Source organism: Pseudomonas sp. Irchel s3b2 (assembly GCF_900187445.1).
Lineage (GTDB): Bacteria > Pseudomonadota > Gammaproteobacteria > Pseudomonadales > Pseudomonadaceae > Aquipseudomonas.
The window spans coordinates 82299-105844 of the sequence record NZ_FYEB01000017.1 but is presented as its reverse complement, the minus strand read 5'-3'; the positions used below and the strand labels follow the sequence as shown (position 1 = coordinate 105844).

19 protein-coding genes are annotated in these 23546 nt (G+C 59.2%); 7 read left to right on the top strand and 12 right to left on the bottom strand.

Going from position 1 to position 23546, the window contains the following annotated elements; genetic code table 11:
• Positions 1–140 precede the first annotated feature (140 nt).
• Entirely contained in the window at positions 141–2810 is a 2670-nt protein-coding gene (gyrA, locus tag CKW20_RS25565; RefSeq protein WP_095055363.1) for a DNA gyrase subunit A, read from the bottom strand.
• A gap of 436 nt (positions 2811–3246) precedes the next feature.
• Complete coding sequence (mtnA, locus tag CKW20_RS25560; RefSeq protein ID WP_095055362.1) at positions 3247–4323, bottom strand: S-methyl-5-thioribose-1-phosphate isomerase; 1077 nt, start codon at positions 4321–4323, stop codon at positions 3247–3249.
• Positions 4324–4430: 107 nt separating this feature from the next.
• Here mtnA and CKW20_RS25555 point away from each other — a divergent pair, with 107 nt between their 5' ends.
• From CKW20_RS25555 to CKW20_RS25535, 5 genes are all read left to right on the top strand, one after another.
• Positions 4431–5765 (top strand): TRZ/ATZ family hydrolase, encoded by a 1335-nt coding sequence (locus CKW20_RS25555; RefSeq protein ID WP_095055361.1) that lies wholly within the window; start codon positions 4431–4433, stop codon positions 5763–5765.
• 71 nt (positions 5766–5836) lie between these two features.
• Entirely contained in the window at positions 5837–6535 is a 699-nt protein-coding gene (ubiG, locus tag CKW20_RS25550; protein ID WP_046042598.1) for a bifunctional 2-polyprenyl-6-hydroxyphenol methylase/3-demethylubiquinol 3-O-methyltransferase UbiG, read from the top strand.
• 4 nt (positions 6536–6539) lie between these two features.
• Positions 6540–7211 carry an N-acetylmuramic acid 6-phosphate phosphatase MupP gene (mupP, locus tag CKW20_RS25545; RefSeq protein WP_095055360.1) on the top strand — a complete coding sequence of 224 codons (672 nt, stop codon included), beginning with the start codon at positions 6540–6542 and terminating at the stop codon, positions 7209–7211.
• Between the two features lie 156 nt (positions 7212–7367).
• Positions 7368–8108, top strand: coding sequence for a YciK family oxidoreductase (locus CKW20_RS25540; protein ID WP_030128748.1), 741 nt, complete (start codon positions 7368–7370; stop codon positions 8106–8108).
• A gap of 374 nt (positions 8109–8482) precedes the next feature.
• A complete protein-coding gene (locus CKW20_RS25535) occupies positions 8483–9409 on the top strand; it encodes a GGDEF domain-containing protein (RefSeq protein WP_095055359.1) in 927 nt (308 codons plus the stop codon).
• A gap of 137 nt (positions 9410–9546) precedes the next feature.
• On the opposite strand, the gene CKW20_RS25530 is transcribed toward CKW20_RS25535, so the two are convergent.
• The 7 genes from CKW20_RS25530 to CKW20_RS25500 all read right to left on the bottom strand — a co-directional run bounded on the left by CKW20_RS25530 (position 9547) and on the right by CKW20_RS25500 (position 17454).
• A complete protein-coding gene (locus CKW20_RS25530; RefSeq protein WP_371857453.1) occupies positions 9547–10308 on the bottom strand; it encodes a TenA family transcriptional regulator in 762 nt (253 codons plus the stop codon).
• Between the two features lie 76 nt (positions 10309–10384).
• On the bottom strand, positions 10385–12844 hold the full coding sequence (locus tag CKW20_RS25525) for an EAL domain-containing protein (protein ID WP_095055357.1): 2460 nt from the start codon (positions 12842–12844) through the stop codon (positions 10385–10387).
• A gap of 199 nt (positions 12845–13043) precedes the next feature.
• Positions 13044–14861: an ABC transporter ATP-binding protein gene (locus CKW20_RS25520; RefSeq protein WP_095055356.1), complete on the bottom strand. Its 1818-nt coding sequence runs from the start codon at positions 14859–14861 to the stop codon at positions 13044–13046.
• Positions 14854–15456: a DsbA family protein gene (locus CKW20_RS25515; RefSeq protein WP_176466960.1), complete on the bottom strand. Its 603-nt coding sequence runs from the start codon at positions 15454–15456 to the stop codon at positions 14854–14856. Before CKW20_RS25515 ends, CKW20_RS25520 begins: the two co-directional genes overlap by 8 nt.
• A gap of 39 nt (positions 15457–15495) precedes the next feature.
• On the bottom strand, positions 15496–16437 hold the full coding sequence (locus tag CKW20_RS25510; RefSeq protein WP_095055354.1) for a rhodanese-related sulfurtransferase: 942 nt from the start codon (positions 16435–16437) through the stop codon (positions 15496–15498).
• A gap of 180 nt (positions 16438–16617) precedes the next feature.
• Positions 16618–16917, bottom strand: a complete 300-nt coding sequence (locus CKW20_RS25505; RefSeq protein WP_095055353.1) for a BolA family transcriptional regulator — start codon at positions 16915–16917, stop codon at positions 16618–16620.
• Positions 16918–16929: 12 nt separating this feature from the next.
• Positions 16930–17454 carry a DUF2059 domain-containing protein gene (locus tag CKW20_RS25500; protein ID WP_095055352.1) on the bottom strand — a complete coding sequence of 175 codons (525 nt, stop codon included), beginning with the start codon at positions 17452–17454 and terminating at the stop codon, positions 16930–16932.
• 192 nt (positions 17455–17646) lie between these two features.
• On the opposite strand from CKW20_RS25500, the gene CKW20_RS25495 reads away from it, so the two are divergent.
• Positions 17647–19041: a class II fumarate hydratase gene (locus CKW20_RS25495; RefSeq protein WP_095055351.1), complete on the top strand. Its 1395-nt coding sequence runs from the start codon at positions 17647–17649 to the stop codon at positions 19039–19041.
• A gap of 125 nt (positions 19042–19166) precedes the next feature.
• Here CKW20_RS25495 and CKW20_RS25490 read toward each other — a convergent pair whose 3' ends face one another.
• Positions 19167–20126 (bottom strand): DMT family transporter, encoded by a 960-nt coding sequence (locus tag CKW20_RS25490; protein ID WP_095055371.1) that lies wholly within the window; start codon positions 20124–20126, stop codon positions 19167–19169.
• A gap of 200 nt (positions 20127–20326) precedes the next feature.
• Between CKW20_RS25490 and CKW20_RS25485 the strand changes: the two genes are divergently transcribed.
• Positions 20327–20521: a DUF6316 family protein gene (locus tag CKW20_RS25485; protein WP_095055350.1), complete on the top strand. Its 195-nt coding sequence runs from the start codon at positions 20327–20329 to the stop codon at positions 20519–20521.
• A 136-nt stretch (positions 20522–20657) separates the two neighbouring features.
• Here the strand turns inward: CKW20_RS25485 and CKW20_RS25480 are convergent, their stop codons facing one another.
• Both CKW20_RS25480 and pap read right to left on the bottom strand, forming a co-directional pair.
• Positions 20658–21842 (bottom strand): thiolase family protein, encoded by a 1185-nt coding sequence (locus tag CKW20_RS25480; RefSeq protein WP_095055349.1) that lies wholly within the window; start codon positions 21840–21842, stop codon positions 20658–20660.
• Positions 21843–21947: 105 nt separating this feature from the next.
• The gene (gene pap, locus CKW20_RS25475) at positions 21948–23471 is read right to left on the bottom strand and encodes a polyphosphate:AMP phosphotransferase (RefSeq protein WP_095055348.1); all 1524 of its coding nucleotides are present in this window, start codon (positions 23469–23471) and stop codon (positions 21948–21950) included.
• Between the last annotated feature and the right edge of the window lie 75 nt (positions 23472–23546).

Sequence of the window (23546 nt, the reverse complement as noted above, 5' to 3'; positions counted from 1 at the left end):
ACGCTCTGCGTCATGGGACGCGGAGCGTCCCGAGCGGCATTCCCACGCAGAGCGTGGGAACGATCCTGTGCAGTGTCGCAAATTTTCAAACAGAACAAACAACAAGGGGGCGAATCTTCATCCGCCCCCTGCTTGCCCACTTACTCTTGCGGCTCTTCGTCAGCGGCGGCGTCGAGTTGCTGGTCTTCGGCAACGTCGTCAATCACGACTTCACCGTCGAACACTGCACCCTCTTCACCGTCGAGCCCTTCGCCCTCCAGCTCCTCGCCTTCGACTTCCGACGGCTCTTGAACCCGCTCCAGGCCCACCAGCGTTTCATCGTTGGCCAACTTGATCAGGGTCACGCCCTGGGTGTTACGACCCAGGCTGGAGACTTCGTCGACACGGGTACGAACCAAAGTACCCTGATCGGAAATCAGCATGATTTCCTCGCCGTCGAGCACCTGGACTGCGCCGACCAGACGGCCGTTACGCTCGTTGCTGACCATGGCGATAACGCCCTGACCGCCACGCTTGTACTCAGGGAACTCGGTGATCGCAGTGCGCTTGCCAAAACCACGCGCCGAAGCGGTGAGGATCTGGCTGCCTTCTTCCGGGATCAGCATGGAAATCAGCTTCTGGCCTTCCGGCAGACGCATACCGCGGACACCGCGAGCGGTACGGCCCATGGCGCGAACGTCGGTTTCCTTGAAACGAGTGACCTTGCCACCGTCGGAGAACAGCATGACTTCACGCTCGCCATCGGTAATGGCGGCAGAGATCAGCACGTCGCCTTCGTCCAGCTCCAGCGCGATCAGGCCGACGCTGCGTTGACGGCTGAAGGATTCCAGCGGGGTCTTCTTCACGGTGCCTTTAGCAGTGGCCATGAAGATGAAGTGACCTTCGGTGTATTCCTCGACCGGCAGCATGGTGGTGATGTATTCATCACTGTCCAGCGGCAGCAGGTTGACCAGCGGACGACCACGGGCCGCGCGGGACGCCTCAGGGATTTCGTAGGTTTTCAGCCAGTACACTTTGCCCTTGCTGGAGAACAGCAGTAGCGTGGTGTGGCTGTTGGCGACCAGCAGGTGAGCGATGTAGTCCTCATCTTTGACGCCAGTGGCCGATTTGCCTTTACCGCCACGACGCTGAGCCTGGTACGCAGCCAATGGCTGGGTCTTGGCGTAGCCACCATGGGAAATGGTCACGACGCGCTCTTCTTCCGGGATCATGTCGCCCAGGGTCAGGTCGAGACGGGCATCGAGAATCTCGGTGCGGCGCACGTCACCGTATTCGGCGCGGATCACTTCCAGCTCTTCGCGGATCACTTCCATCAGACGCACGGCGCTGTTGAGGATGCGGATCAGCTCGCCGATCTGGTTGAGGATCTCTTGATACTCGGCCAGCAGCTTTTCGTGTTCCAGACCGGTCAGACGATGCAGACGCAGTTCCAGAATGGCTTGCGCCTGCTCTGGCGACAGGAAGTACTTGCCATCGCGCAGACCGTATTGCGGATCGAGGTTTTCCGGGCGGCACGAATCGGCGCCGGCACGTTCGACCATCGCAACCACGGCAGTGGATTCCCAAGGCGTGCTGATCAGCGCTTCCTTGGCTTCCGACGGCGTTGGCGAGGCTTTGATCAGGGCGATGACCGGGTCGATGTTCGACAGGGCAACGGCTTGACCTTCCAGAATATGGCCACGCTCACGCGCTTTACGCAGTTCGAACACGGTACGACGGGTCACCACTTCGCGACGGTGACGCACGAAGGCTTCCAGCAGATCCTTGAGGTTGAGGATCCGCGGACGGCCGTCGATCAGCGCGACGATGTTGATACCGAATACCGCTTGCAGCTGGGTCTGGGCGTAGAGGTTGTTGAGGATCACCTCTGGCACTTCACCGCGACGCAACTCGATCACGACGCGCATACCGTCCTTGTCGGACTCGTCGCGCAGCTCGGTGATGCCTTCGAGCTTCTTCTCTTTGACCAGCTCGGCGATCTTCTCGATCAGACGGGCCTTGTTCAGCTGGTAAGGCAATTCGGTGATGACGATCTGCTGACGACCACCGACCTTGTCGATGTCTTCGATCATCGAGCGGGCACGCATGTAAATGCGTCCGCGACCGGTGCGGTAGGCTTCGATGATGCCGGCGCGACCGTTGATGATCGCGGCGGTCGGGAAGTCCGGACCGGGGATGTATTGCATCAGCTCGTCGACAGTCAGCTCAGGGTTGTCGATGAGCGCCAGGCAACCGTCGATGACTTCACCGAGGTTGTGTGGCGGAATGTTGGTCGCCATGCCCACGGCGATACCGCTGGAGCCGTTGACCAACAGGTTGGGGATACGGGTCGGCATAACCGCCGGGATCATTTCGGTGCCGTCGTAGTTCGGCACCCAGTCCACGGTTTCTTTGTGCAGGTCAGCCAGCAGCTCGTGCGCCAGCTTGGTCATGCGCACTTCGGTGTATCGCATGGCCGCGGCGTTGTCGCCGTCCACCGAACCGAAGTTGCCCTGACCGTCTACCAGCAGGTAACGCAGCGAGAATGGCTGCGCCATCCGAACGATGGTGTCGTACACCGCGGTGTCACCGTGCGGGTGATACTTACCGATCACGTCACCGACAACACGGGCAGATTTCTTGTACGGCTTGTTGAAGTCGTTGCCCAGCTCGCTCATCGCGAACAGCACACGCCGGTGCACGGGCTTCAAGCCATCGCGCGCATCCGGCAGTGCCCGCCCGACAATCACGCTCATCGCGTAGTCGAGGTAGGACTGCTTCAGCTCGTCTTCGATATTGACCGGGAGGATTTCTTTGGCCAGTTCGCCCATGAGAAGCCTGATTCCTTTTTCTGGTGAAACTTCGTCACATCCATATGGGACGAACGAAGCTCGCCGATGCAGACTGAGTGCCATGCACCGACTTACGACAAATCAACGAGTTATGCCATGGATCTGCGCAGTAAAGGCAGCCACATCAGGCTACCCTGGAAACCGCCGGATGTTATCACAAGAGCCGCCACGCACCTATCCCCCAGATGCGCATGGAGCATAGTTAGTTGACCGGTGACAGGCTTGAAAGGGACGAGAGGGGCTTAGAGGGATTATCAAGCCCGATCCGCATGCCAAATGCGGCCATCAGGAAAGACAGATCGCGTCATCGTTCTTCGCGGGCAAGCCTCGCTCCTACATTGATCTGTGCCGTTCACAAATCTACTGTAGGAGCGAGGCTTGCCCGCGAAGGCGACTTCTCAGGCGCCAGATACTTTTAATGCAGACGCTTACGGCACATCAACTGGGCCATTTTCGCCGTATCCGGCCGTTCGACGATGCCTTTTTCGGTAACGATCACATCGATCAAATCCGCAGGCGTCACGTCGAACACCGGGTTGAACGCATCGACATCCGCCCCGACTCGCTTGCCGCCGACTTCCAGCAACTCGCGGCCGTCGCGCTCTTCAATGGGAATCTCATCACCACTGGCCAGATTCATGTCGATGGTCGAACTCGGCGCCACCACCATGAAGCGCACGCCGTGGTGCATGGCGTTGACCGCCAGTTGGTAGGTGCCGATCTTGTTCGCCACGTCGCCATTGGCGGTGATGCGGTCGGCGCCGACGATTACCCAGGTCACACCCTTGGTTTTCATGATGTGCGCGGCGGCGGAGTCAGCATTGAGGGTCACGGGAATGCCCTCATTGGCCAATTCCCATGCGGTCAATCGCGAACCTTGCAGCCATGGCCGGGTTTCATCGGCATAGACGCGTTCGACCATACCTTCGATGAAAGCCCCGCGAATCACCCCCAGCGCCGTGCCGAAGCCGCCGGTGGCCAATGCGCCGGTATTGCAGTGCGTGAGGATCGCCTGGGCGTTGCCCTGATGCTTGCGGATCAGGTCGACACCCAGCTGGGCCATGGTCAGGTTGGCTTCGCGATCACTTTCATGGATGGCGATGGCTTCGGCTTCCAGCGCCGCCAGAGGGTCTGCATCTTCCTTGAGACGATCCAGGCGGTCACGCATGCGACTCAAGGCCCAGAACAGATTCACCGCCGTTGGACGGGAATCAGCCAGCAACGCGAAATCCTCTTCCCACGCTGCCTGCCAGTCACCGCCCTCGGCAATTCGGGTGCGGGCTGCCAGCACCATGGCATAAGCGGCACTGATACCGATGGCCGGGGCGCCGCGCACCACCATCGAGCGAATGGCCTCAGCCACACCCGCAGCGCTGGTGTAGGCGATCCAGGTTTCCTCGAACGGCAAAATACGCTGATCCAGCAGGTACAGTGCGCCATCACGCCAATCGATGGCCTTCACCTTCTCCGCAGCCAACAGTCGATCGCGCATCCACTTACCCCGCACTCATGAACAAAAGCCGCCGATTATAGCGATCCCCCCGCGAAGACGCTCGGGTATACTTCGCCATCCTTTACAAAAGCCGGAACCGATTCTCGATGCCGACCCCCACCGCTACGCTCGACCTATTATTGCTGCCGACCTGGCTGGTACCCGTCGAACCGGCTGGCGTGGTCCTTAAAGAGCATGCCCTGGGCATCCGCGACGGTCGTATCGTCTTTATCGGCCCGCGCGCAGCAGCCTTGAAGCTTAACGCAACCGAAGTCCGCGAACTGCCGGACATGTTGCTCAGCCCCGGCCTGATCAATGCCCACGGGCATGCCGCAATGACGCTGTTTCGCGGTCTGGCCGATGATCTGCCGCTGATGACCTGGCTGGAAAACCACATATGGCCTGCTGAAGCTAAATGGGTAGACGAAGCTTTCGTACGCGACGGCACTGACCTGGCCATCGCCGAGCAGATCAAGGGCGGCATCACCTGTTTCTCTGACCTGTATTTCTTCCCGAAGATCGCCAGCGAATGCGTACATAACAGCGGCATTCGCGCCCAGATCGCCATTCCGATCCTCGATTTCCCGATTCCAGGCGCCGGCACGGCGGATGAAGCCATTCGTCAGGGCGTGGAATTATTCGGCGATCTCAAGCATCACGAGCGGATCACAGTCACCTTCGGCCCCCATGCACCCTACACCGTGGGCGACGAAACCCTGGAAAAAATCCGGGTCATCGCCGAAGAACTGGACGCTTCGATTCACATGCACGTCCATGAAACCGCCTTCGAAGTGCAGCAGTCGGTCGAGCAGCGCGGCGAACGCCCGTTGGCCCGCCTCGGCCGCCTGGGCCTGCTCGGGCCGCGCCTCCAGGCCGTTCACATGACCCAGATCAGCGATGAAGACCTGGTGCTGCTGGTAGAAAGTAACACCCATGTGATTCATTGCCCGGAGTCGAACCTGAAACTGGCCAGCGGTTTCTGCCCAGTGGAGCGCTTGTGGCAGGCCGGAGTCAATGTGGCGGTCGGCACCGATGGCGCGGCCAGCAACAATGACCTCGACCTGCTCGGCGAAACCCGCACTGCTGCGTTGCTGGCCAAGGCTGTTGCCGGCTCCGCCACCGCACTGGACGCCCATCGCGCCCTGCGCATGGCCACGCTCAACGGCGCCCGCGCGCTGGGAATCGAAGCTGAGACGGGCTCACTGGAAGTCGGTAAAGCGGCGGACATCGTTGCGTTCGACCTGTCGGGCCTGGCACAGCAACCGGTCTACGACCCGGTTTCGCAACTGATCTACGCCACTGGCCGCGACTGCGTGAAACACCTTTGGGTCGCCGGCAAGCAACTGCTCGACGACCGCCGCCTGACCCGCCTGGATGAAGCGCAACTGTGCGCCACCGCCAAGGCCTGGGGCCAGCGCATCAGCGGCCATACCGAATCGTAAGCACCGAATTGTAAGCACCCTGGACCGAAACCGGGGCAACAGGATTTTTCAAGTTTTAGAGGACTGACACCATGAGCAACGTCGACTACGCCGAAATCGCCAAATTCGAAGCCTTGGCCCATCGCTGGTGGGACCGCGAAAGCGAGTTCAAACCGCTGCACGACATCAACCCGTTGCGGGTCAACTGGATCGATGAGCGCGTCAATCTGGCTGGCAAGAAAGTCCTCGACGTCGGTTGCGGCGGCGGCATCCTCAGCGAAGCCATGGCTCAACGCGGCGCGACCGTGATGGGCATCGACATGGGCGAAGCGCCGCTGGCGGTTGCTCAGTTGCATCAGCTGGAATCCGGCGTGAGCGTCGAGTACCGGCAGATCACCGCCGAAGCGCTGGCTGAAGAAATGCCTGAACAGTTCGACGTGGTCACCTGCCTGGAAATGCTTGAACACGTGCCCGATCCGTCGTCGGTGATCCGCGCCTGTTTCCGCATGGTCAAACCGGGCGGTCAAGTGTTCTTCTCCACCATCAACCGCAACCCGAAGGCCTATCTGTTCGCCATCGTCGGTGCCGAATACATCATGAAGTTGCTGCCGCGCGGCACCCACGACTTCAAGAAATTCATTCGCCCTTCGGAGCTTGGCGCCTGGAGCCGCATGGCTGGCTTGACCGTCAAGGACATCATCGGCCTGACCTACAATCCGCTGACCAAGCATTACAAACTGGCGGCCGATGTCGATGTCAATTACATGATCCAGACCCTGCGCGAGGAGTAAGCCGATGCGTATCAGAGCAGTCCTTTTCGACATGGATGGCACCCTGCTCGACACCGCGCCGGATTTCATCGCCATCTGCCAGGCGATGCGCGCTGACCGTGGTTTGCCACCGATCAACACTCAACACATTCGCGATGAAATTTCCGGCGGCGCCAAAGCGATGGTCGCCGCAAACTTTTCCATGGACCCGGAATCGCCGGGGTTCGAGGAACTGCGTCAGGAATTTCTCGACCGCTACCTCAAGGGTTGCGCGGTCCACAGCCATCTGTTCGACGGCATGGCCGAGGTGCTGGAAAAAATCGAAAAGGCCAACCTGATCTGGGGCGTGGTCACCAACAAACCGGTGCGTTTCGCCGAGCCGATCATGCAGCAACTGGACCTGGCCGAACGTTCGAAAGTGCTGATTTGCCCCGATCATGTGAAGAACAGCAAACCGGATCCGGAGCCGTTGATCCTGGCGTGCAAGATGCTCGACCTGGACCCGGCCAGTGTGCTGTTTGTGGGTGACGACCTGCGGGACATCGAGTCCGGCCGTGATGCTGGCACCAAAACTTGCGCAGTGACCTACGGCTATATTCACCCGGACGACAACCCGAAGCACTGGGGCGCGGACGTGGTGATCGATCATCCGCTGGCGCTGCTCGAGGTGTTGGATAACGCGTTGTGCAGCTGCTGAGCTGAGAACGCTTTTGTAGGAGCCAGGCTTGCCGGCGAAGGCGCTTTCAAGGACGCCTTCGCCGGCAAGTCGGATCGCCGCACCGCTGGCTCCTACGAAAAGCGGTTCACTCGCTGGCGCCTACAGGGTCCGCTTTAAATTGTGTTGAGGTTTTTCATGTTTGATTATTCCGCCCATCCCGAATTGCTCAAGGACCGGGTCATCCTGGTCACCGGCGCTGGCCGTGGTATCGGTGCTGCCGCCGCAAAAACCTACGCGGCCCACGGCGCCACCGTGCTGTTGCTGGGCAAGACCGAAGCCAACCTGACTCAGGTCTACGATGAAATCGAAGCGGCCGGGCATCCAATGCCGGTGGTGATCCCGTTCAACCTGGAAACAGCCCTGCCCCATCAATACGATGAACTGGCAGCCATGATCGAGACCGAGTTCGGCCACCTCGACGGCTTGCTGCACAACGCATCCATCATCGGTCCCCGGACCCCGATCGAGCAGTTGTCCGGCGAGAACTTCATGCGCGTCATGCACGTCAACGTCAACGCCATGTTCATGCTCACCAGCACCCTGTTGCCGCTGCTCAAGCTGTCTCAGGACGCCTCGGTGGTGTTCACCTCCAGCAGCGTCGGTCGCAAGGGTCGTGCGTACTGGGGCGCTTACGGCGTTTCCAAGTTTGCTACCGAAGGCCTGATGCAAACCCTGGCCGACGAAGTGGACACAGTGGCACCGGTACGCTCCAACAGCATCAACCCCGGCGCCACCCGCACCAGCATGCGCGCTCAGGCCTACCCCGGTGAAAACCCGCTGAACAACCCGACACCCGAGGAAATCATGCCGGTCTACCTTTACCTGATGGGGCCGGACAGTACCGGCATCAATGGTCAGGCATTCAACGCCCAATAACGCCCGTGCGTCGCTTTTGTGCCGCGACGGATTCCCGCCGCGGCATTCAAAGTCGTGGTAACCATCTCTATTTCAAGTCAAATAAATGTCAGCGCTCCCACTGACATCCCTCGTAAAAACCTCCATCTTTTTGATTTAGAACACTTTTTTATACGACTGAACCGAATGGCATGACTTTCGCTCTAATTTTGTTCAGACACGCCGTGTGAAAGCAGACGAGGCGGAGCTTGAGCCGGGAGGTTACTAATCTTCGGCAAAGCGGACTAAACTCGTGCCAAATGTCCTACGGGACTGATGGACCAGTATGACGCGCAGCCCAAAGCCGCTCTCACCCAGCCTGTAAGACAGCCTTACTGCTTAGGGGCTCACGCCATATGAAATCACCTTCCCAGACCAACGCAATTGACTTCGACAATGCCAAATTGCAACGCCTGGGCTTTGGTCAGCAGCCTCCCCTCCTGGAGCGGCCCGTCAGTCTTGCGCAGTTGCGTCAGGAGCTGGGCCTGCAACTGCAAACCAGTCTTGAGCCGCAACGCATTCTCGGGCTTTTCTTCCGCGAAATTCAGCGCCTTGTGCCGCTGGATGCCTTGAGTTATGAGCATCAGCCCAGTGACTTGCGCCTGCTATTCGGCGCGCGGGGTCATCATTCAATCAGCTACAGCCTCAGCCATGAAGGTGAGCAATTGGGTGAGCTGGTGTTCCGGCGCAATCAACGCTTCAGCGATGAAGAGCAAGGCCATCTGGAGTCGCTGCTGTCAGCGCTTCTCTTTCCAATGCGCAATGCTTTGCTCTACCGTGCCGCCACCCAAAGCGCCCTGCGCGACCCGCTGACCGACACGGGCAACCGCATCGCTATGGATCAGACGCTGCATCGGGAAATCGAGATGTCGCAGCGACACTCGCAGCCTCTTTCACTGCTGATGCTGGACATCGATCACTTCAAACAGATCAACGACACCTACGGGCACAGTGCCGGTGATGACGTACTGAAGGCCGTCGCAGCTTCGATCAAAAACCAGTTGCGCAACGTCGACATGGTTTTTCGGTTTGGTGGCGAAGAATTTTTGATCCTGCTTTCCAACACCAGCCGCGAGGCCGCGGCCATGGTCGGTGAAAGGCTGAGGTTTGCGGCGCAAGCTCAGGACTATGTGGCCGAGGGCAAGATGATCGAGCTGACGGTCAGTATCGGTTGCTCGACGCTGTTGCCCGGCGAATCTGCCGAGAGTCTGCTGCGACGGGCCGACAGTGCCCTGTATGTGGCCAAGCGCGAGGGGCGTAATCGCCTGGCGATGGCGGGCTGATATTTCAGCAACGCCGCATAACCAATGTAGGAGCGAGCTTGCTCGCGAAAGCGGTTTGACATTCACCCTCTCAGTTGAATGTTAAGCAGCCTTCGCGAGCAAGCTCGCTCCTACAGTTGTCTTGCGTAACCTTCAGATCAGCTTTCGGCCAATGCCATCCGCTCACGGGCTACCGGGGCTTTCCCTGCCAGTTCCAACTGCATGCAACGTTCCAGGAACAGATACATGTAGTCGTAACTCTTGCAGACAGCCTGGCGCAATTCCACTTGCAGCGCTTTGCTCGGGTTCATGCCTGCCAGGGTGCAGATGATTTCCAGCGCTTCCCATGGGTGGGCATCGTCATACTGGGCGTGCATCTTCAACCACTTCATGGCCCGCTTGCGGTCCTCCTCGGGGAATGAAGCCGCGTAGACACCATTGGAGCAAACCACGGCCGACCACTCTCCGGTCGCCCCTTCGATCGCGTAGTTGGTGGCGGCGATGGCCACGATCAGCGAATCCGACGAACTGGTGTGCCAGCACCAGTGGCTCAAGGCGTGAAGTTCAGGGGCCACCCGTTGGGCTTGCAGATCTTCCAGGCTGATACCGTGAGCACGGCTCCAATGCACCCAGTAATCGGCATGGTTCAATTCGACGCGAATGTTGCGCATCAGCCAGCGACGCGCCATGTCTTCGCCAGGGTGACGCGCAAAACGGGTCTTTGTCAGGTTCTGTGCCATGTATAACGCGAACTGTTCGACCACCGGCCAGCCACCAATAAGGTACTGACGCATGGTTTTTGCGCTGAGTTTGTTATCTCGCATACGTTGATACAGTTCGTGTCCGACTACCCGGCGCTTACTCTCGCTGCAATCCTGGATCAGTTGCTGAGCCCAGGCGGGATAACTTGCAGCTTCCATGAGTGGTCCGGTTCTGTTGAATATGTCGATCACTGTCGCGCTCCTTTTGATTGTGATTTTTAGATCGGCAAGAGTTTCAACGGAACGTGCCTGGCGCCTTGAACAATAAAGGTCTGGGCCGGGCAGGACGACTTTGCAGACTATCCAGGGTAAACAGATGCGGGCGTTCAATCACATACCCTTGAGCGTAATCCACCCCGATCTCCAGCAATGCCTGCTCGATCTGAGGTGTTTCAACGAACTCGGCAATCGTGCGCTTACCCATCACATGACCGATGTGATTGATCACTTCGACCATAGCGCGGTTAATCGGGTCGTCCAGCATATCCCTTACGAAACTCCCGTCGATCTTCAGGAAGTCTACAGGTAAATGTTTCAAGTAAGCGAATGAGGACATACCGGCGCAAAAGTCATCTAGTGAAAAATGACAACCTAAGCCTTTGAGTTCATTGATAAATCTAATTGCACTAGGCAAATTTGAAATGGCGCTGGTTTCTGTGATTTCAAAACAAATCATTTCAGGCGGAATTGAGTATGCAACAAACTGTTCACGAAGGAAGTCCAGAAACGCCTCATCTCCGATAGTAATACCTGACAGATTTATCGCACACATGGCCAACGGCTCTTCGCGCTCTTGCGCGATGCATTGGGCAATTACCTTGAAAACGTTCTCCACCACCCAACGGTCAATCGACGTCATCAAACCGTAACGCTCGGCGGCCGGAATGAAACTGTCCGGCAAGATCATGCGTCCCGCTTCGTCATGCAGGCGCAGCAGGATTTCGATATGCCCGCGGCCCTGCTCGCCAGCGCCAAGGGGCGCGATTTCCTGAGCGTACAGGCAGAAGCGGTCTTCTTCCAACGCCACGTGCAGGCGCTGCACCCAGGCCATCTCGCCAAAGCGCAGGGACAGCTCCGAATCGTCGGCGTGATAGACCTGAACCCGGTTGCGGCCCTTTTCCTTGGCCATATAGCAGGCCATGTCAGCGGCACGCAGCGAAGCTTCAAGGGTGGCCGGACTCTGGGCCACATGCATTAGACCGATACTCACGGTGGTCACGAACGGCCGGCCTTTCCAGACAAAGTGCAGGTTCTGCACGGTCTGGCGCAGGCCTTCGGCGATTTTCTCGGCCGCTTCCGGCGCACAGTTTTCCAACAGAATGCCGAACTCGTCGCCACCCAATCGCGCCAAGGTGTCACCTTCGCGCAAACCTGATTGCAACAACGCACAGATATGCCGCAACAGTTCGTCGCCCGCCGCATGACCGCAGGTGTCGTTGACCAGTTTGAATTGATCCAGGTCGAGAAACATCAAGGCGTGACGCCCCGCCTGGCGCGTCAGGTTATGCAGGGCCTGTTCGAGGCGATATTCGAACTCGCGGCGGTTGGCCAGTCCGGTCAGGGCGTCATGAGTCGCCTGCCAAGACAGCGTGGCGATGTATTGCCGCTCCTGGGTCATGTCATGCAGCACCAGCACGGTGCCACTGACTTTGCCGGCGTTGCGGATCGGCGCGCCGACCAGAGTGACCGAAACCGTGCTGCCATCCAGGCGCTGGATCAGCTTGGAATGCTCGCTGCCACCGCTGAGCTGACCATTCAAAATGTGCTCGATCAAGGTAAAACCGTCAGCCTGGGCGTTCTCGTCCAGCAGATTGAACAGCGCTGCCAACGGCAACCCCACCGCCTGTTCGGCCTTCCAGTGAGTCAAGGCCTCGGCAGCCGGATTCATGTAGGCGATCGCGCCCTCAACGTCCGTGGTGATCACCCCGTCACCAATCGATTGCAGAGTGATCTGCGCCCGGTCTTTCTCCAACTGCAAGGCATCGGCGAAGGCATGACGCTGCTTGAGCAGTTTGTGGGTACGCAACAGGGCCAACACAATCAAACCCAGCGCGGTGGCGAGGTTCGTCACCAACAGCAGCCGGAGAATCATCCGCGAGCCTTCACCCAAGGCATCGCTGAACGCTTTGGCGGCAGGCGTCACGCCATCGTTGATGGCAAAAATCTGGTCCCTCCAGCGTTTGACATCGGCATCGGTGACCTGGCTATCGGCAATGCGCTGATGCATCTCGCGCGCGACATCATCGAGTCGCACCAGGTACGCATCACCGACTGCCCAGAGTTCGATGGCTTTTTCAAGGTAACTGAAGTGCCGGAAATTGAGGTACAGCCAAATCAGGCTGGAAACGTCGTCTGGGTGATTGCCGCCCTTGAGGATCGCGATTCGCGCCGCCTCGATATCAGGGGGGTGTTGATCCAGCGCCAGACGCAACTCATGGCCGCCCTGAGGCACGGCAATCGCATTCTGATATTTGAGAAAAATCGTTTCGTCGCGACTGTCGGCGTAGAGATTGAGGTAATAGATGGCGTCTTTCTGGCCCTTGGACCACAGGCTTTCACCGCCGACGTAGCCGCGAACCGCCGAAAGAACGTAAAGGCTGACGCCTCCTAACAGTGCCTGGAACAACACGACGGCGATAAAAGGCCAGACGATGCCCAACAACCGAGGGGTTCCGAGAGTCCTTTTTTGCTTCATGAGGTCCCTTGTCTTGACACTGCTCGATCGTCGTCCGGACGAAAACGCTACCGCTAGACTAGGATGGGTTCTCACTCTAGGCAAGCCGGGGAAGCTCCTGCTCAAACAGCAGCATAGTCCCAGCACTTCAGGACCGGGCTTCGTCCTCATGGGTTAATCCTTGCCGGGAAAAGCGCCCTGAGCTTGCTGTGGCACTCATCTAGTGTTGCTGCAAATGCCCATAAAGCTTGGCGTACAATCCACCATCGGCAATCAATTGCTGATGGTCGCCATCCTCGGCAACTTGCCCACCATCGAATACCAGCACTCGGTCGGCCTGTTTCACAGCCGACAACCGGTGCGCAATGATCAGCGTGGTGCGGTTGCTCAAGAACCGCGCCAGTGCCTGGTGCAGGTTGTATTCGGTGGCTGCGTCCAGGGCGGACGTGGCCTCGTCGAGGATGACCACTTTGGGTTCGGCCAACACCATTCGCGCAATCGCCAGACGCTGACGCTGCCCGCCGGATAAACGCACACCGGAGCGCCCGACAATACTGTCCAGGCCGTTGGGCAATTCACGCACCGTGTTATGCAGTTGAGCAATTTCCAATGCCTGCCAGCAGGCTTCGTCGCTGCGTTCGCGACCCATGGTCAGGTTGGCCCGCACGGTGTCGTTGAACAGCGCCGGATGTTGCAAGACCACGGCGACATTTTCGCGCACGGTTTCCAGGCCGATCTCTTGCTGAGTCGAACCGCCGAAACGGATGGTGCCGGCCAGCGGCGTGTACAAGCCCAGCAGCAACTGCACCAAGGTGCTTTTGCCACCACCACTGGCGCCGACTATCGCGACTTTTTCACCGGGGGCAATCGACAGGTTCATCTGGTTCAGCACCAACTCGTCACCGTAGCCGAAACTCAGCCCCTGCACTTCGATGCCCACCGTGTCGCGCCCCTGGAACGGGTCGACACTGCTGGTGTATTGCGGCTCATCGGCGCGGGCCAGCAGCTCGTTGATTCGCGACAGCGCACCGCCGGCGGCGTAAAAGGCGTACTGCAGGTTGAGCAGTTGCTCCACCGGACCGATCATGAACCACAGGTAGCTGAACACCGCCAGCATCTGGCCGATGGACAGGTCGGAAAACAGCACGGTGAGCATGGCCGCGGCGCGGAAAATATCGATGCCGAACTGGAACAGCAAACCGCTGGCACGGTTCGATGCATCGGTTTTCCATTGTGAGCTCACTGCGTAATCGCGTACTTCACGCGCTCGCTGGCCCAGCCGTCCGAGGAAAAAGCCCTGACGGTTACCGGCGCGCACTTCCTGGATCGCATCCAGGGTTTCGGTCAAGGCCTGGGTAAAGCGCGAGGTGCTGTCGTTCTCGAGTTTCTTCAGGTGTTTGACCCGTTTGCCCAACTGCACCGTGGCATAGATCACCAGCGGATTGAACAGCAGGATCAGCAGCGCGAGTTTCCAGTGCATCCACATCAGAATGGAGGCGGTGCCCACCAGCGTCAGCATGGCCACGAGGAAACGACTGAGAGTTTCACCGACGAATTTGTCCAGCGTGTCGAGGTCGGTGACCAGGTGCGTGGTCACCGTGCCGCTGCCCAGGCTTTCGTATTCGCCCAGCGAGATACATTTGAGCCGCTCGATCAGCCGCACCCGAATCCGATACACGATGTCCTTGGCCAGCGCCGCAAATAATTTCGCCTGCACCACGTTGAACAACAGCGCGGCGCAACGCAGCGCCAGGGTCACCAGCAGCATCAGACCAATGTAACCCGCGGCTTTCTGCCAGACATCGGGCAGCGCGTGGTTCATGATTTTCAGCGCGGCGTCGCCGTGGCCCAGCAGTACTTCGTCGACCAGCAACGGCAACAGCAAGGGGATCGGCACACTGCACAGCGTCGCCAACACGGCGACGCCGTTGGCGATCCACAGGGATTTTTTATGGTGAAGGGCCAAGCGACGGATTTCCGCCCAGCTCAGACGGTCGACAGGTGCAGGGGCTGGAACGTCGTCGGGCAGGTCATGCACAGGCAGCGCGCTCCAGCCAGCGGCCGAGCAACGGTGACAACACACTAAGAGGTTGATACCCATTGGTCAGCAACGCCAATTGACCATCACGCTCTGCCAGCAAGGTCGGGAAACCGGCAATGCCCAGGTCCTGGACCCAGGTGAAATCGGCAGCGGTCGCGGCGTGCATATCGGCACGGTCGAACGCGGCGGCGAATTCGATGCGCGGCAAACCGGCTTGCTCCGCCAGTTCCACCAATACGCTGGCGTGGGTGACGTCGCGACCTTCAGCGTAGAACGCATGCTGGATCAACCCGAGCAGTGTCCACGCGCAATCCGGCGCCAAGCTGCGCGCCGTCACCAGCGCCCGACACGCAGGCTCGGTGTCGTAGACAAACCCGTCAGGCAACGCGCCTTCGAACTTGAACGGTTGGCCGGTGGCCTCGGTGACCGCCTGCCAATGCTCAAGGATGTAGCGCCGAGTGGTCGGCTCCAGCGCTGAGCCGCTGCCGGTGCGCAAACCGCCGACGACCAGATGCACGTCCACCCCCGCTGCCTGCGCCTGCTCGACCAGCGCGTTGGCCACTGGGGCAAAACCCCAGCACCAGGAACACATCGGATCCATCACATAGAGCAGGCGACGTGCAGACATGGTTCAAGCCTCGGAAGGGGTTTGCTTGTAGTTGTAACCGATCGGGTGCGGCATGTTGCGCGCCTTGGCCAGTTCGATCTGCTTCTGCCGGTCGATGGCACTGCGACGGGTTTTCTCGCTCAGCTTATCCCAGCAATGCGGGCAACTGATGCCGGCCACATAATGCTCGGATGCACGGTCTTCCACGCTGACAGGCGTACGACAGGCATGACATTGATCGTAGTCACCTTCGCTGAGGTCGTGGCGCACGGTCACGCGGTTATCGAACACGAAGCAGTCACCCTGCCATTTGGTTTCTTCCTGCGGCACCTCTTCGAGGTACTTCAGAATGCCGCCCTTGAGGTGATAGACCTCATCGAAACCCTGGCTGAGCATGTAGCTCGAGGCCTTCTCGCAGCGAATGCCGCCGGTGCAGAACATCGCGACTTTCTTGTGCACGGCCGGGTCGAAATTGGCTTTGATGTAGTCGGGGAATTCGCGAAAACTGGTGGTCTTCGGATCGATGGCGCCTTCGAAGGTGCCGATCGAGACTTCATAGTCGTTGCGGGTGTCGATCAACAGCACTTCAGGATCGCTGATCAGCGCATTCCAGTTCTCTGGATCGACATAGGTGCCGACCTTTTTGTTCGGGTCTACACCGTCGACGCCGAGGGTGACGATTTCTTTCTTGAGTTTGACTTTGGTGCGGTAGAACGGCTGCTCGTCGCAGTACGACTCTTTGTGATCGATGTCGTCCATGCGTGGGTCGTTCTTGAGCCAGGCCATCAGCCCGTCAATGCCTTCGCGGCTGCCGGACACGGTGCCATTGATGCCTTCTTCGGCGATCAGCAGCGTGCCTTTGATGCCGTTATCGACCATTGCTTGCAGCAGCGGCTCGCGCAGGGCGATGTAATCTTCCAGGGTGACGAACTTATACAGTGCCGCCACGACAATCTGTTGTGTCATGGGTAATTCTCCAGGTGGCTACCCTCGTAAGGGGTGAACCGGATGCGAAAAAAAACGCGCCGGGTGAGCGGCGCGTTGCGTAGTCTAACAAAAACAATGCTCTTTGTAGGAGCTGGCTTGCCAGCGAAGGCGTCCTTGTGATTGCTTTCGCTGGCAAGCCAGCTCCTACGGGGAGGCGTGTTAGTGCTTGCTGCCGCCAGCACAGGTCGGCGAGGCAGGAGCCGCGTCGATCCGTGCCCATTCTTGCGGCGTGTAGGTATGCAGCGCCAACGCATGGAACTCGCCCATCAGCTCGCCCAAAGTGCCATACACCTTCTGGTGACGCTTGACGCGATTGAGGCCTTCGAACTGCTCGCTGACCACTATCGCCTTGAAGTGGGTCTGTAACCCACGGCTGTGCATGTGGCTTTCATCCAGCACTTGCAGATGCTCGGGCTGTAGCAGCCCCAGCGTCGATTCGATGCGTTGTTGCATGGTCATCCCGAACTCCGCTTATGGCTTTTTCTTGGCTGGAGCGGCCGCGTCTTTCGGCGTCAGCTCGGCCGTCATGTCAGCCAGCAGTTTGTTGACCACAGGTACCGCGCTTTCCAGCTTGGCCTGGGTCATCTGGGCCGATTGCTGAGTCAGCTGCGGCATTTTTTCCAGGACTTTCTTGCCCAGTGGCGACTTGTAGAAAGCAACCAGATCCTTGAGCTCGGATTCACTGAAATTGGTGGTGTAGAGCTTGACCATGTCCGGCTTCAGCTTGTTCCAGCCAATGGCTGCGTCCAGAGCGGCGTTGGCCTTGGCCTGGTAGGTTTCCAGCAGGGCTTTTTTCGATTCAGGGGCTTTGGTCTGTTCAAAGCGCTGAGCGAACATTTGCTGCACTTGCATGTACACCGGAGTGCCCAGTTTGTCAGCGTGCGCCAGGGTCAGGAAAGCTTCGGCACTGGCGTTGTGGCTGGCGGTATCGGCAAAAACCTGGCCGCTGGCGCAAACCAGTGCAACCGCGGTACAGATGGCACGAAGACGAGTCATCGAGTTTCCTTTTCTAGCAGGCGAGGCAAAACCTCAAGGGCGTCCATTCTGCACCTAAAAAAGTGTGTCACTCAACCCCAAGCCTTGTCGCACCTGATTTAGAGGGGTTGAACGGTCAAATTCCAGACTGATGGAACCACGACCGGCGATCACGGCCTAAACTGCGCTATCAGACCTACAGGAGTGTGCATGATGAGCCGTATCGAAACCGACAGCCTGGGCCAGGTGGAAGTCCCGGATGACGCTTACTGGGGCGCTCAGACGCAACGCTCGCTGATCAACTTCGCCATCGGCAACGAGCGCATGCCGCTGGCGGTTCTGCACGCCCTGGCCCTGATCAAGAAAGCCGCGGCGCGCGTCAACAATCGCAATGGCGACCTGCCCGCCGACATCGCCCGGCTTATTGAACAGGCCGCCGACGAAGTGCTCGACGGCGACCATGACGATCAGTTCCCGCTGGTGGTCTGGCAGACCGGCAGCGGTACCCAGAGCAACATGAACGTCAACGAAGTGATCGCCGGTCGCGCCAACGAACTGGCCGGCAACCCGCGCGGCGGCAAGACGCCGGTGCATCCCAACGATCACGTCAACCGTTCCCAGAGTTCCAACGATTGCTTTCCCACGGCCATGCACATAGCAACGGTTCAGGCGGTGCAGCGGCATTTGCTGCCGGCGATCAGCGAGTTGTCTGGCGGGTTGGCGGAGTTGTCCGCGCGGCACATGAAACTGGTCAAGACCGGTCGTACCCACTTGATGGACGCCACGCCGATGACCTTCGGCCAGGAACTTTCGGCGTTCATCGCGCAACTGGATTACGCCGAACGGGCGATCCGCAGCGCGCTGCCGGCCGTCTGTGAGCTGGCTCAGGGCGGCACCGCGGTCGGCACCGGATTGAACTCGCCCCACGGTTTTGGCGAAGCGATTGCCGCTGAACTGGCCGCCCTCTCCGGCCTGCCGTTCGTCACCGCGCCGAACAAGTTCGCCGCCCTGGCCGGCCATGAACCGCTAACCACGCTGTCGGGGGCGCTGAAAACCCTCGCCGTGACCCTGATGAAAATCGCCAACGACTTGCGCCTGCTGGGCTCGGGACCACGAGCAGGTTTCGCCGAGGTGAAACTGCCGGCCAATGAGCCGGGCAGCTCGATCATGCCCGGCAAGGTCAACCCGACTCAGTGCGAAGCGCTATCGATGCTGGCCTGTCAGGTATTGGGCAACGACGTCGCCATCGGTTTTGCCGCCAGTCAGGGCCACCTGCAATTGAATGTGTTCAAACCGGTGATCATCCACAACCTGCTGCAATCAATCCGCTTGCTGGGCGATGGCTGCAGCAACTTCCAGCAGCATTGCATCGCCGGCCTGGAACCGGATGCCGAAAAGATGGCCGAGCACCTGGAGCGTGGCTTGATGCTGGTGACAGCGCTGAATCCGCATATCGGCTACGACAAGTCGGCGGAGATTGCCAAGAAGGCTTATAGCGAAGGACTGACCTTGCGTGAGGCGGCGTTGCAGTTGGGGTATCTGACGGATGAACAGTTTGATGCGTGGGTGAGGCCGGAGGATATGCTGGAGGCTGGCAAGCAGGGGTGAATCTGAAAGTGATTTAGCGCCTGACAGTCTGTCTTCGCGGGCAAGCCTCGCTCCTACAGGATTTGTGTCGATTCGGCACATGACCTGTAGGAGCGAGGCTTGCCCGCGAACAACGATAACGCGGTCTAACTGGCCGCCATCCGCACCCGCCGCGCCTTGAGCCCGGCCATCAACGATGGCCCCAACGCCACCAGCGCCGACCCCAACACCACCAACACCGCCCCGCCATACCCCAGGCCATTGATCTGCTCGGCCTGCACATACTCCGGCCATAACCACGCGGCTATGGCCACGGCGGCAAAGGTCACCAGCGGCGTGATCGCCAGCGTCGCACTGACCCGCGAGGCTTCCCAATGGGCCAGGGCTTCGGCAAAGGCGCCATAAGCGATCAGGGTGTTCAAACAGCACGCCAGCAGCAGCCAGCCTTGCAACGGACTCAATTGCAGCGCCTCCAGCGGATGCACCCATGGCGTCAGCAACAGCGCGCAGAACAGGTAAATCACCATCATCACCTGCAGCGAATTCCACACCGTGAGCAGCTGCTTCTGGCCCAAGGCATAGAAGGTCCAGACCGTGGATGCCAATAGCACCATCAGCACACCAGCGGTGTAATCGGTCAGGGAGGTGAGCAGTTCACTCAAGCGCTGATTGAAAAACAGGGCAAAGCCGATCAGCAGCACCAACAGGCCAATCCCCTGCCCCACGCTGAACCGTTCCTTGAACACGAACAGACTGGCGATCAGCAACATGATCGGCCCCATTTGCACCACCAGCTGTGCGGTGCCGGGGCTGAGCAGGTTCAGGCCCATCAGGTACAGCACGTAGTTGCCGACCAGTCCGAGTACCGCCATCAACACCAGCCAGCCACCGCGCGGGCCGAGGACTTTGCGACTCGGCAGGCGTTTGGTCGCTGCCAGATAAATGAACAGGCAACCGCCGGACACTAGCAGGCGAAACCAGGTCACCGTCACCGGGTCCATCACCAGCAGCACTTGCTTGAGCTTGATCGGCAGGATTCCCCACAGCAACGCGGTCAGTAAGGCCAGGCACAGACCATAAACCCAGCGACCCGATGAAATATGCATGCTGACCCCGAAGCCGATTGGCAAAACGGTCATTCTAGGCTTAGACCAAGGCGCGACACAGGGACAGTTGCCAACGGGCCGCGAATGAAACTGTGCAGGTCGTACCATAACGTTGACGATATGCCGTCGATCAGCTGGCCAGGCATGGCAAGTGGTTCATGCATAAGCTCATGGAAACCGTCATCCGCAGGAGATCGCCCATGTATGGCATGCGCGCCCAGGACAATGCCCCCGCCATGCACTTCCGCTGTGAGCGGTTGTGTCGTGTCAATGGTGAGCTGTATTTCACCACCCGGGAACTGACCCTGGAGGGGCCGTTTGAAAACCGGGAGGCAGCGAAGCGTGAGATTCAGGCGTATATCGAGCGGATGCAGGTTTTGTGTACGAGCCGGTAAACCGCGTCGCCTGAATCGCGGGCAAGCCCGCTCCCACAGTTTGTGGCGTTCGCAGTATTTGTGATCGCCGCTAATTACTGTGGGAGCGGGCTTGCCCGCGATGGCAATGCAACAGTCGCTACATAAACCAGGGTACTTACCGCACCGCCTCAAACAACCCCGTTGCCCCCATCCCACCCCCCACGCACATGGTGACAATGCCGTAACGCAAATTGCGTCGCTGCAGTTCACGCACGATGTGCCCGACCTGACGCGAACCGGTCATGCCGAACGGATGGCCGATGGAAATCGAGCCGCCGTTGACGTTGTATTTGTCGTTGTCGATTTCCAGCCGATTGCGGCTGTACAGGCATTGCGAGGCGAACGCCTCGTTGAGCTCCCACAGATCGATGTCGCTAATCTGCAAACCCTTGGCCTTGAGTAACTTCGGCACCGAGAACACCGGGCCGATGCCCATCTCGTCCGGCTGGCACCCGGCCACGGCAAAACCGCGGAAGAAGGCTTTGGGCTTGAGCCCCAGTGCCAGGGCTTTTTCCAGACTCATCACCAGGGTCATCGAAGCGCCGTCGGACAGTTGCGACGAGTTGCCGGCGGTCACCGAGCCGTCTTCGGCAAACACCGGTTTCAACCCGGCCAGGCTTTGCAGGGTGGTGTCCGGGCGGTTGCAGTCGTCGTGATCGACGATGCCGTCAAGGATCTGCACTTGGCCGGTGGCTTTGTCTTCAACGCGATATTTCACCGCCATCGGTACGATTTCATCGTTGAACAACCCGGCAGCTTGCGCCTGGGCGGTACGTTGCTGGCTTTGCAGGGCGTACAAGTCCTGCTCTTCGCGACTGACGCTGTAACGTCGCGCGACGATCTCGGCGGTCTGGCCCATGGGGAAATAGATGCCCGGCACCTGCTCTTTCAGCAGCGGGTTGATCAGGTTGTCGGTGTTGACGCTTTTCAGGGTCAGGCTGATCGACTCGACGCCACCGGCGACGACGATGTCGCTGCACCCCGAAGCGATCTGATTGGCGGCAATGGCGATGGCCTGCAAGCCCGACGAACAGAAGCGGTTAAGGGTCATGCCACCCGTGCCGATGCCCAAGTGCGACAGCACCGCGACGTTGCGACCGATGTTGAAGCCCTGGGCGCCTTCGTTGGAGCCGGCGCCGACGATGCAATCCTCGACGCTGGCCGGGTCGACGTCATTGCGCGTGAGCAGCGCATTGACACAGTGGGCCGCCATGTCGTCCGGACGGGTCATGTTGAACTTGCCGCGAAAGGATTTGGCCAGGCCGGTCCGTACGCTGTCGACGATCACCACTTCACGCATGGCATACACCTCATTGTTGTTGTCAGTCAGGAGTTGGACCGAGCATAAGTCCACCCTATGACTGACCGCGACAATCATTCACCCCGCGTATGCGTAGCCATCGGTTCAGCGCTTGCGTTTTTGCAGTTTCTGCTCGCGTTTGTCGGATTTTTCGAAGGCCTCTTCCAGCGCCTGATTAATGGTGCGCAGGACTTTGACCCGCGCCCAGCGCTTGTCATTGGCTTCCACCAGCGTCCACGGCGATATCTCGGTACTGGTGCGATCGACCATATCGCCGACTGCGACGCGGTAGTCGTCCCACTTGTCGCGATTGCGCCAGTCATCTTCAGTGATTTTGAAGCGCTTGAAAGGGATCTGCTCGCGTTCCTTGAAACGCTCTATCTGCGTCTGTTTGTCGATGGCCAGCCAGAACTTGACCACGATCACTCTGGCATCGGCGATCTGCTCTTCGAAGTCGTTGATCTCGCCATAGGCGCGCATCCAGTCCGCCTTGCTGCAAAAGCCTTCGATGCGCTCCACCAGCACCCGGCCATACCAGGAACGGTCGAACACGGTGAATTTTCCTCGCGCCGGAATATGCCGCCAGAACCGCCAGAGATATGGCTGCGCCCGTTCTTCCTCGGTAGGCGCGGCGATCGGCACGATGTTGTATTGGCGTGGGTCGAGCGCCGCGGCCACTCGACGAATTGCCCCGCCCTTGCCTGCCGCGTCGTTGCCTTCGAACACCGCGATCAACGCGTGGCGACGCATGCGCTTGTCGCGCATCAACCCGGAAAACCGTGCCTGCTCGGTAATCAGTTGCTCTTCGTAGTCGTCCTTGTCCAGGTGCAGGGTCAAGTCCAGGCTGTCGATCAGGTTGAACTGATCGACACTGGGGAACAAGGGCGCGGCGCTGACTTTGTCCGGGTGAATCCTGGGCCTCTTCAGCGCGTTCTGCAGGCCCTCGAGCAGGATCTTGCCGACCGCCAGGCTGCGATAGCGCGCGTCCACGCCGGCGATCACATGCCACGGCGCATAGTCGCGGCTGGTGCGGCGCAGCACCCGTTCACCGTACTTCACGAACTTGTCATAGGTCGCGGATTGTTGCCAGTCCAGCGGGCTGATGCGCCAGCTGTGCAGCGGGTCGTCGGCCAGCGACTTGAGCCGTGTTTTCATCTGTTTTTTGGAGAGGTGAAACCAGAACTTGAAGATCAGCGCGCCTTCGTCGCACAACATCTTTTCCAGTCGCTCGGCTCCGTTGATGCTTTGATCGAGTCGCGGATCCTTGAACAAACCATGAACCCTCCCTTGCAGCATCTGGCTGTACCAGTTGCCGAAGAAAATCCCCATGCGGCCCTTGGCCGGGAACATTCGCCAGTAGCGCCACGCCGGCGGTCGCGCCAGTTCTTCGTCGGTCTGTTGATCGAAGGTGCGGACCTCGATCGAGCGCGGGTCCATCCATTCGTTGAGCAACTTGACCGTCTCGCCCTTGCCGGCGCCTTCGATGCCGTTGATCAGAATGATGACCGGAAAGCGCTGTTGCTGGCGAAGTTCGAACTGCGCTTCGAGCAAGGCTTCACGCAACGCTGGCACTTCGGCTTCATAGGTTTCTTTGTCGATGACATGACCGATTTCAGCAGATTCGAACATGGAGCGGCTCCTTCCAGGATTGAGCAAGACTAGCGGATTGGGCAGGTGGTCATCAGAGAAATTCCCTGAGAAGCT

What these genes read in the sequence shown, in the direction of transcription:
- CKW20_RS25485 (WP_095055350.1), top strand. Translation starts at nt 20,327, where the DNA reads ATGTATGGCATGCGCGCCCAGGACAATGCCCCCGCCATGCACTTCCGC.
- CKW20_RS25510 (WP_095055354.1), bottom strand. Translation starts at nt 16,437, where the DNA reads ATGACACAACAGATTGTCGTGGCGGCACTGTATAAGTTCGTCACCCTG.
- CKW20_RS25530 (WP_371857453.1), bottom strand. Translation starts at nt 10,308, where the DNA reads ATGGAAGCTGCAAGTTATCCCGCCTGGGCTCAGCAACTGATCCAGGAT.
- gyrA (WP_095055363.1), bottom strand. Translation starts at nt 2,810, where the DNA reads ATGGGCGAACTGGCCAAAGAAATCCTCCCGGTCAATATCGAAGACGAG.
- ubiG (WP_046042598.1), top strand. Translation starts at nt 5,837, where the DNA reads ATGAGCAACGTCGACTACGCCGAAATCGCCAAATTCGAAGCCTTGGCC.
- mupP (WP_095055360.1), top strand. Translation starts at nt 6,540, where the DNA reads ATGCGTATCAGAGCAGTCCTTTTCGACATGGATGGCACCCTGCTCGAC.
- CKW20_RS25525 (WP_095055357.1), bottom strand. Translation starts at nt 12,844, where the DNA reads ATGAAGCAAAAAAGGACTCTCGGAACCCCTCGGTTGTTGGGCATCGTC.
- CKW20_RS25480 (WP_095055349.1), bottom strand. Translation starts at nt 21,842, where the DNA reads ATGCGTGAAGTGGTGATCGTCGACAGCGTACGGACCGGCCTGGCCAAA.
- mtnA (WP_095055362.1), bottom strand. Translation starts at nt 4,323, where the DNA reads ATGCGCGATCGACTGTTGGCTGCGGAGAAGGTGAAGGCCATCGATTGG.
- pap (WP_095055348.1), bottom strand. Translation starts at nt 23,471, where the DNA reads ATGTTCGAATCTGCTGAAATCGGTCATGTCATCGACAAAGAAACCTAT.
- CKW20_RS25495 (WP_095055351.1), top strand. Translation starts at nt 17,647, where the DNA reads ATGAGCCGTATCGAAACCGACAGCCTGGGCCAGGTGGAAGTCCCGGAT.
- CKW20_RS25540 (WP_030128748.1), top strand. Translation starts at nt 7,368, where the DNA reads ATGTTTGATTATTCCGCCCATCCCGAATTGCTCAAGGACCGGGTCATC.
- CKW20_RS25535 (WP_095055359.1), top strand. Translation starts at nt 8,483, where the DNA reads ATGAAATCACCTTCCCAGACCAACGCAATTGACTTCGACAATGCCAAA.
- CKW20_RS25505 (WP_095055353.1), bottom strand. Translation starts at nt 16,917, where the DNA reads ATGACCATGCAACAACGCATCGAATCGACGCTGGGGCTGCTACAGCCC.
- CKW20_RS25500 (WP_095055352.1), bottom strand. Translation starts at nt 17,454, where the DNA reads ATGACTCGTCTTCGTGCCATCTGTACCGCGGTTGCACTGGTTTGCGCC.
- CKW20_RS25515 (WP_176466960.1), bottom strand. Translation starts at nt 15,456, where the DNA reads ATGTGTTCCTGGTGCTGGGGTTTTGCCCCAGTGGCCAACGCGCTGGTC.
- CKW20_RS25555 (WP_095055361.1), top strand. Translation starts at nt 4,431, where the DNA reads ATGCCGACCCCCACCGCTACGCTCGACCTATTATTGCTGCCGACCTGG.
- CKW20_RS25490 (WP_095055371.1), bottom strand. Translation starts at nt 20,126, where the DNA reads ATGCATATTTCATCGGGTCGCTGGGTTTATGGTCTGTGCCTGGCCTTA.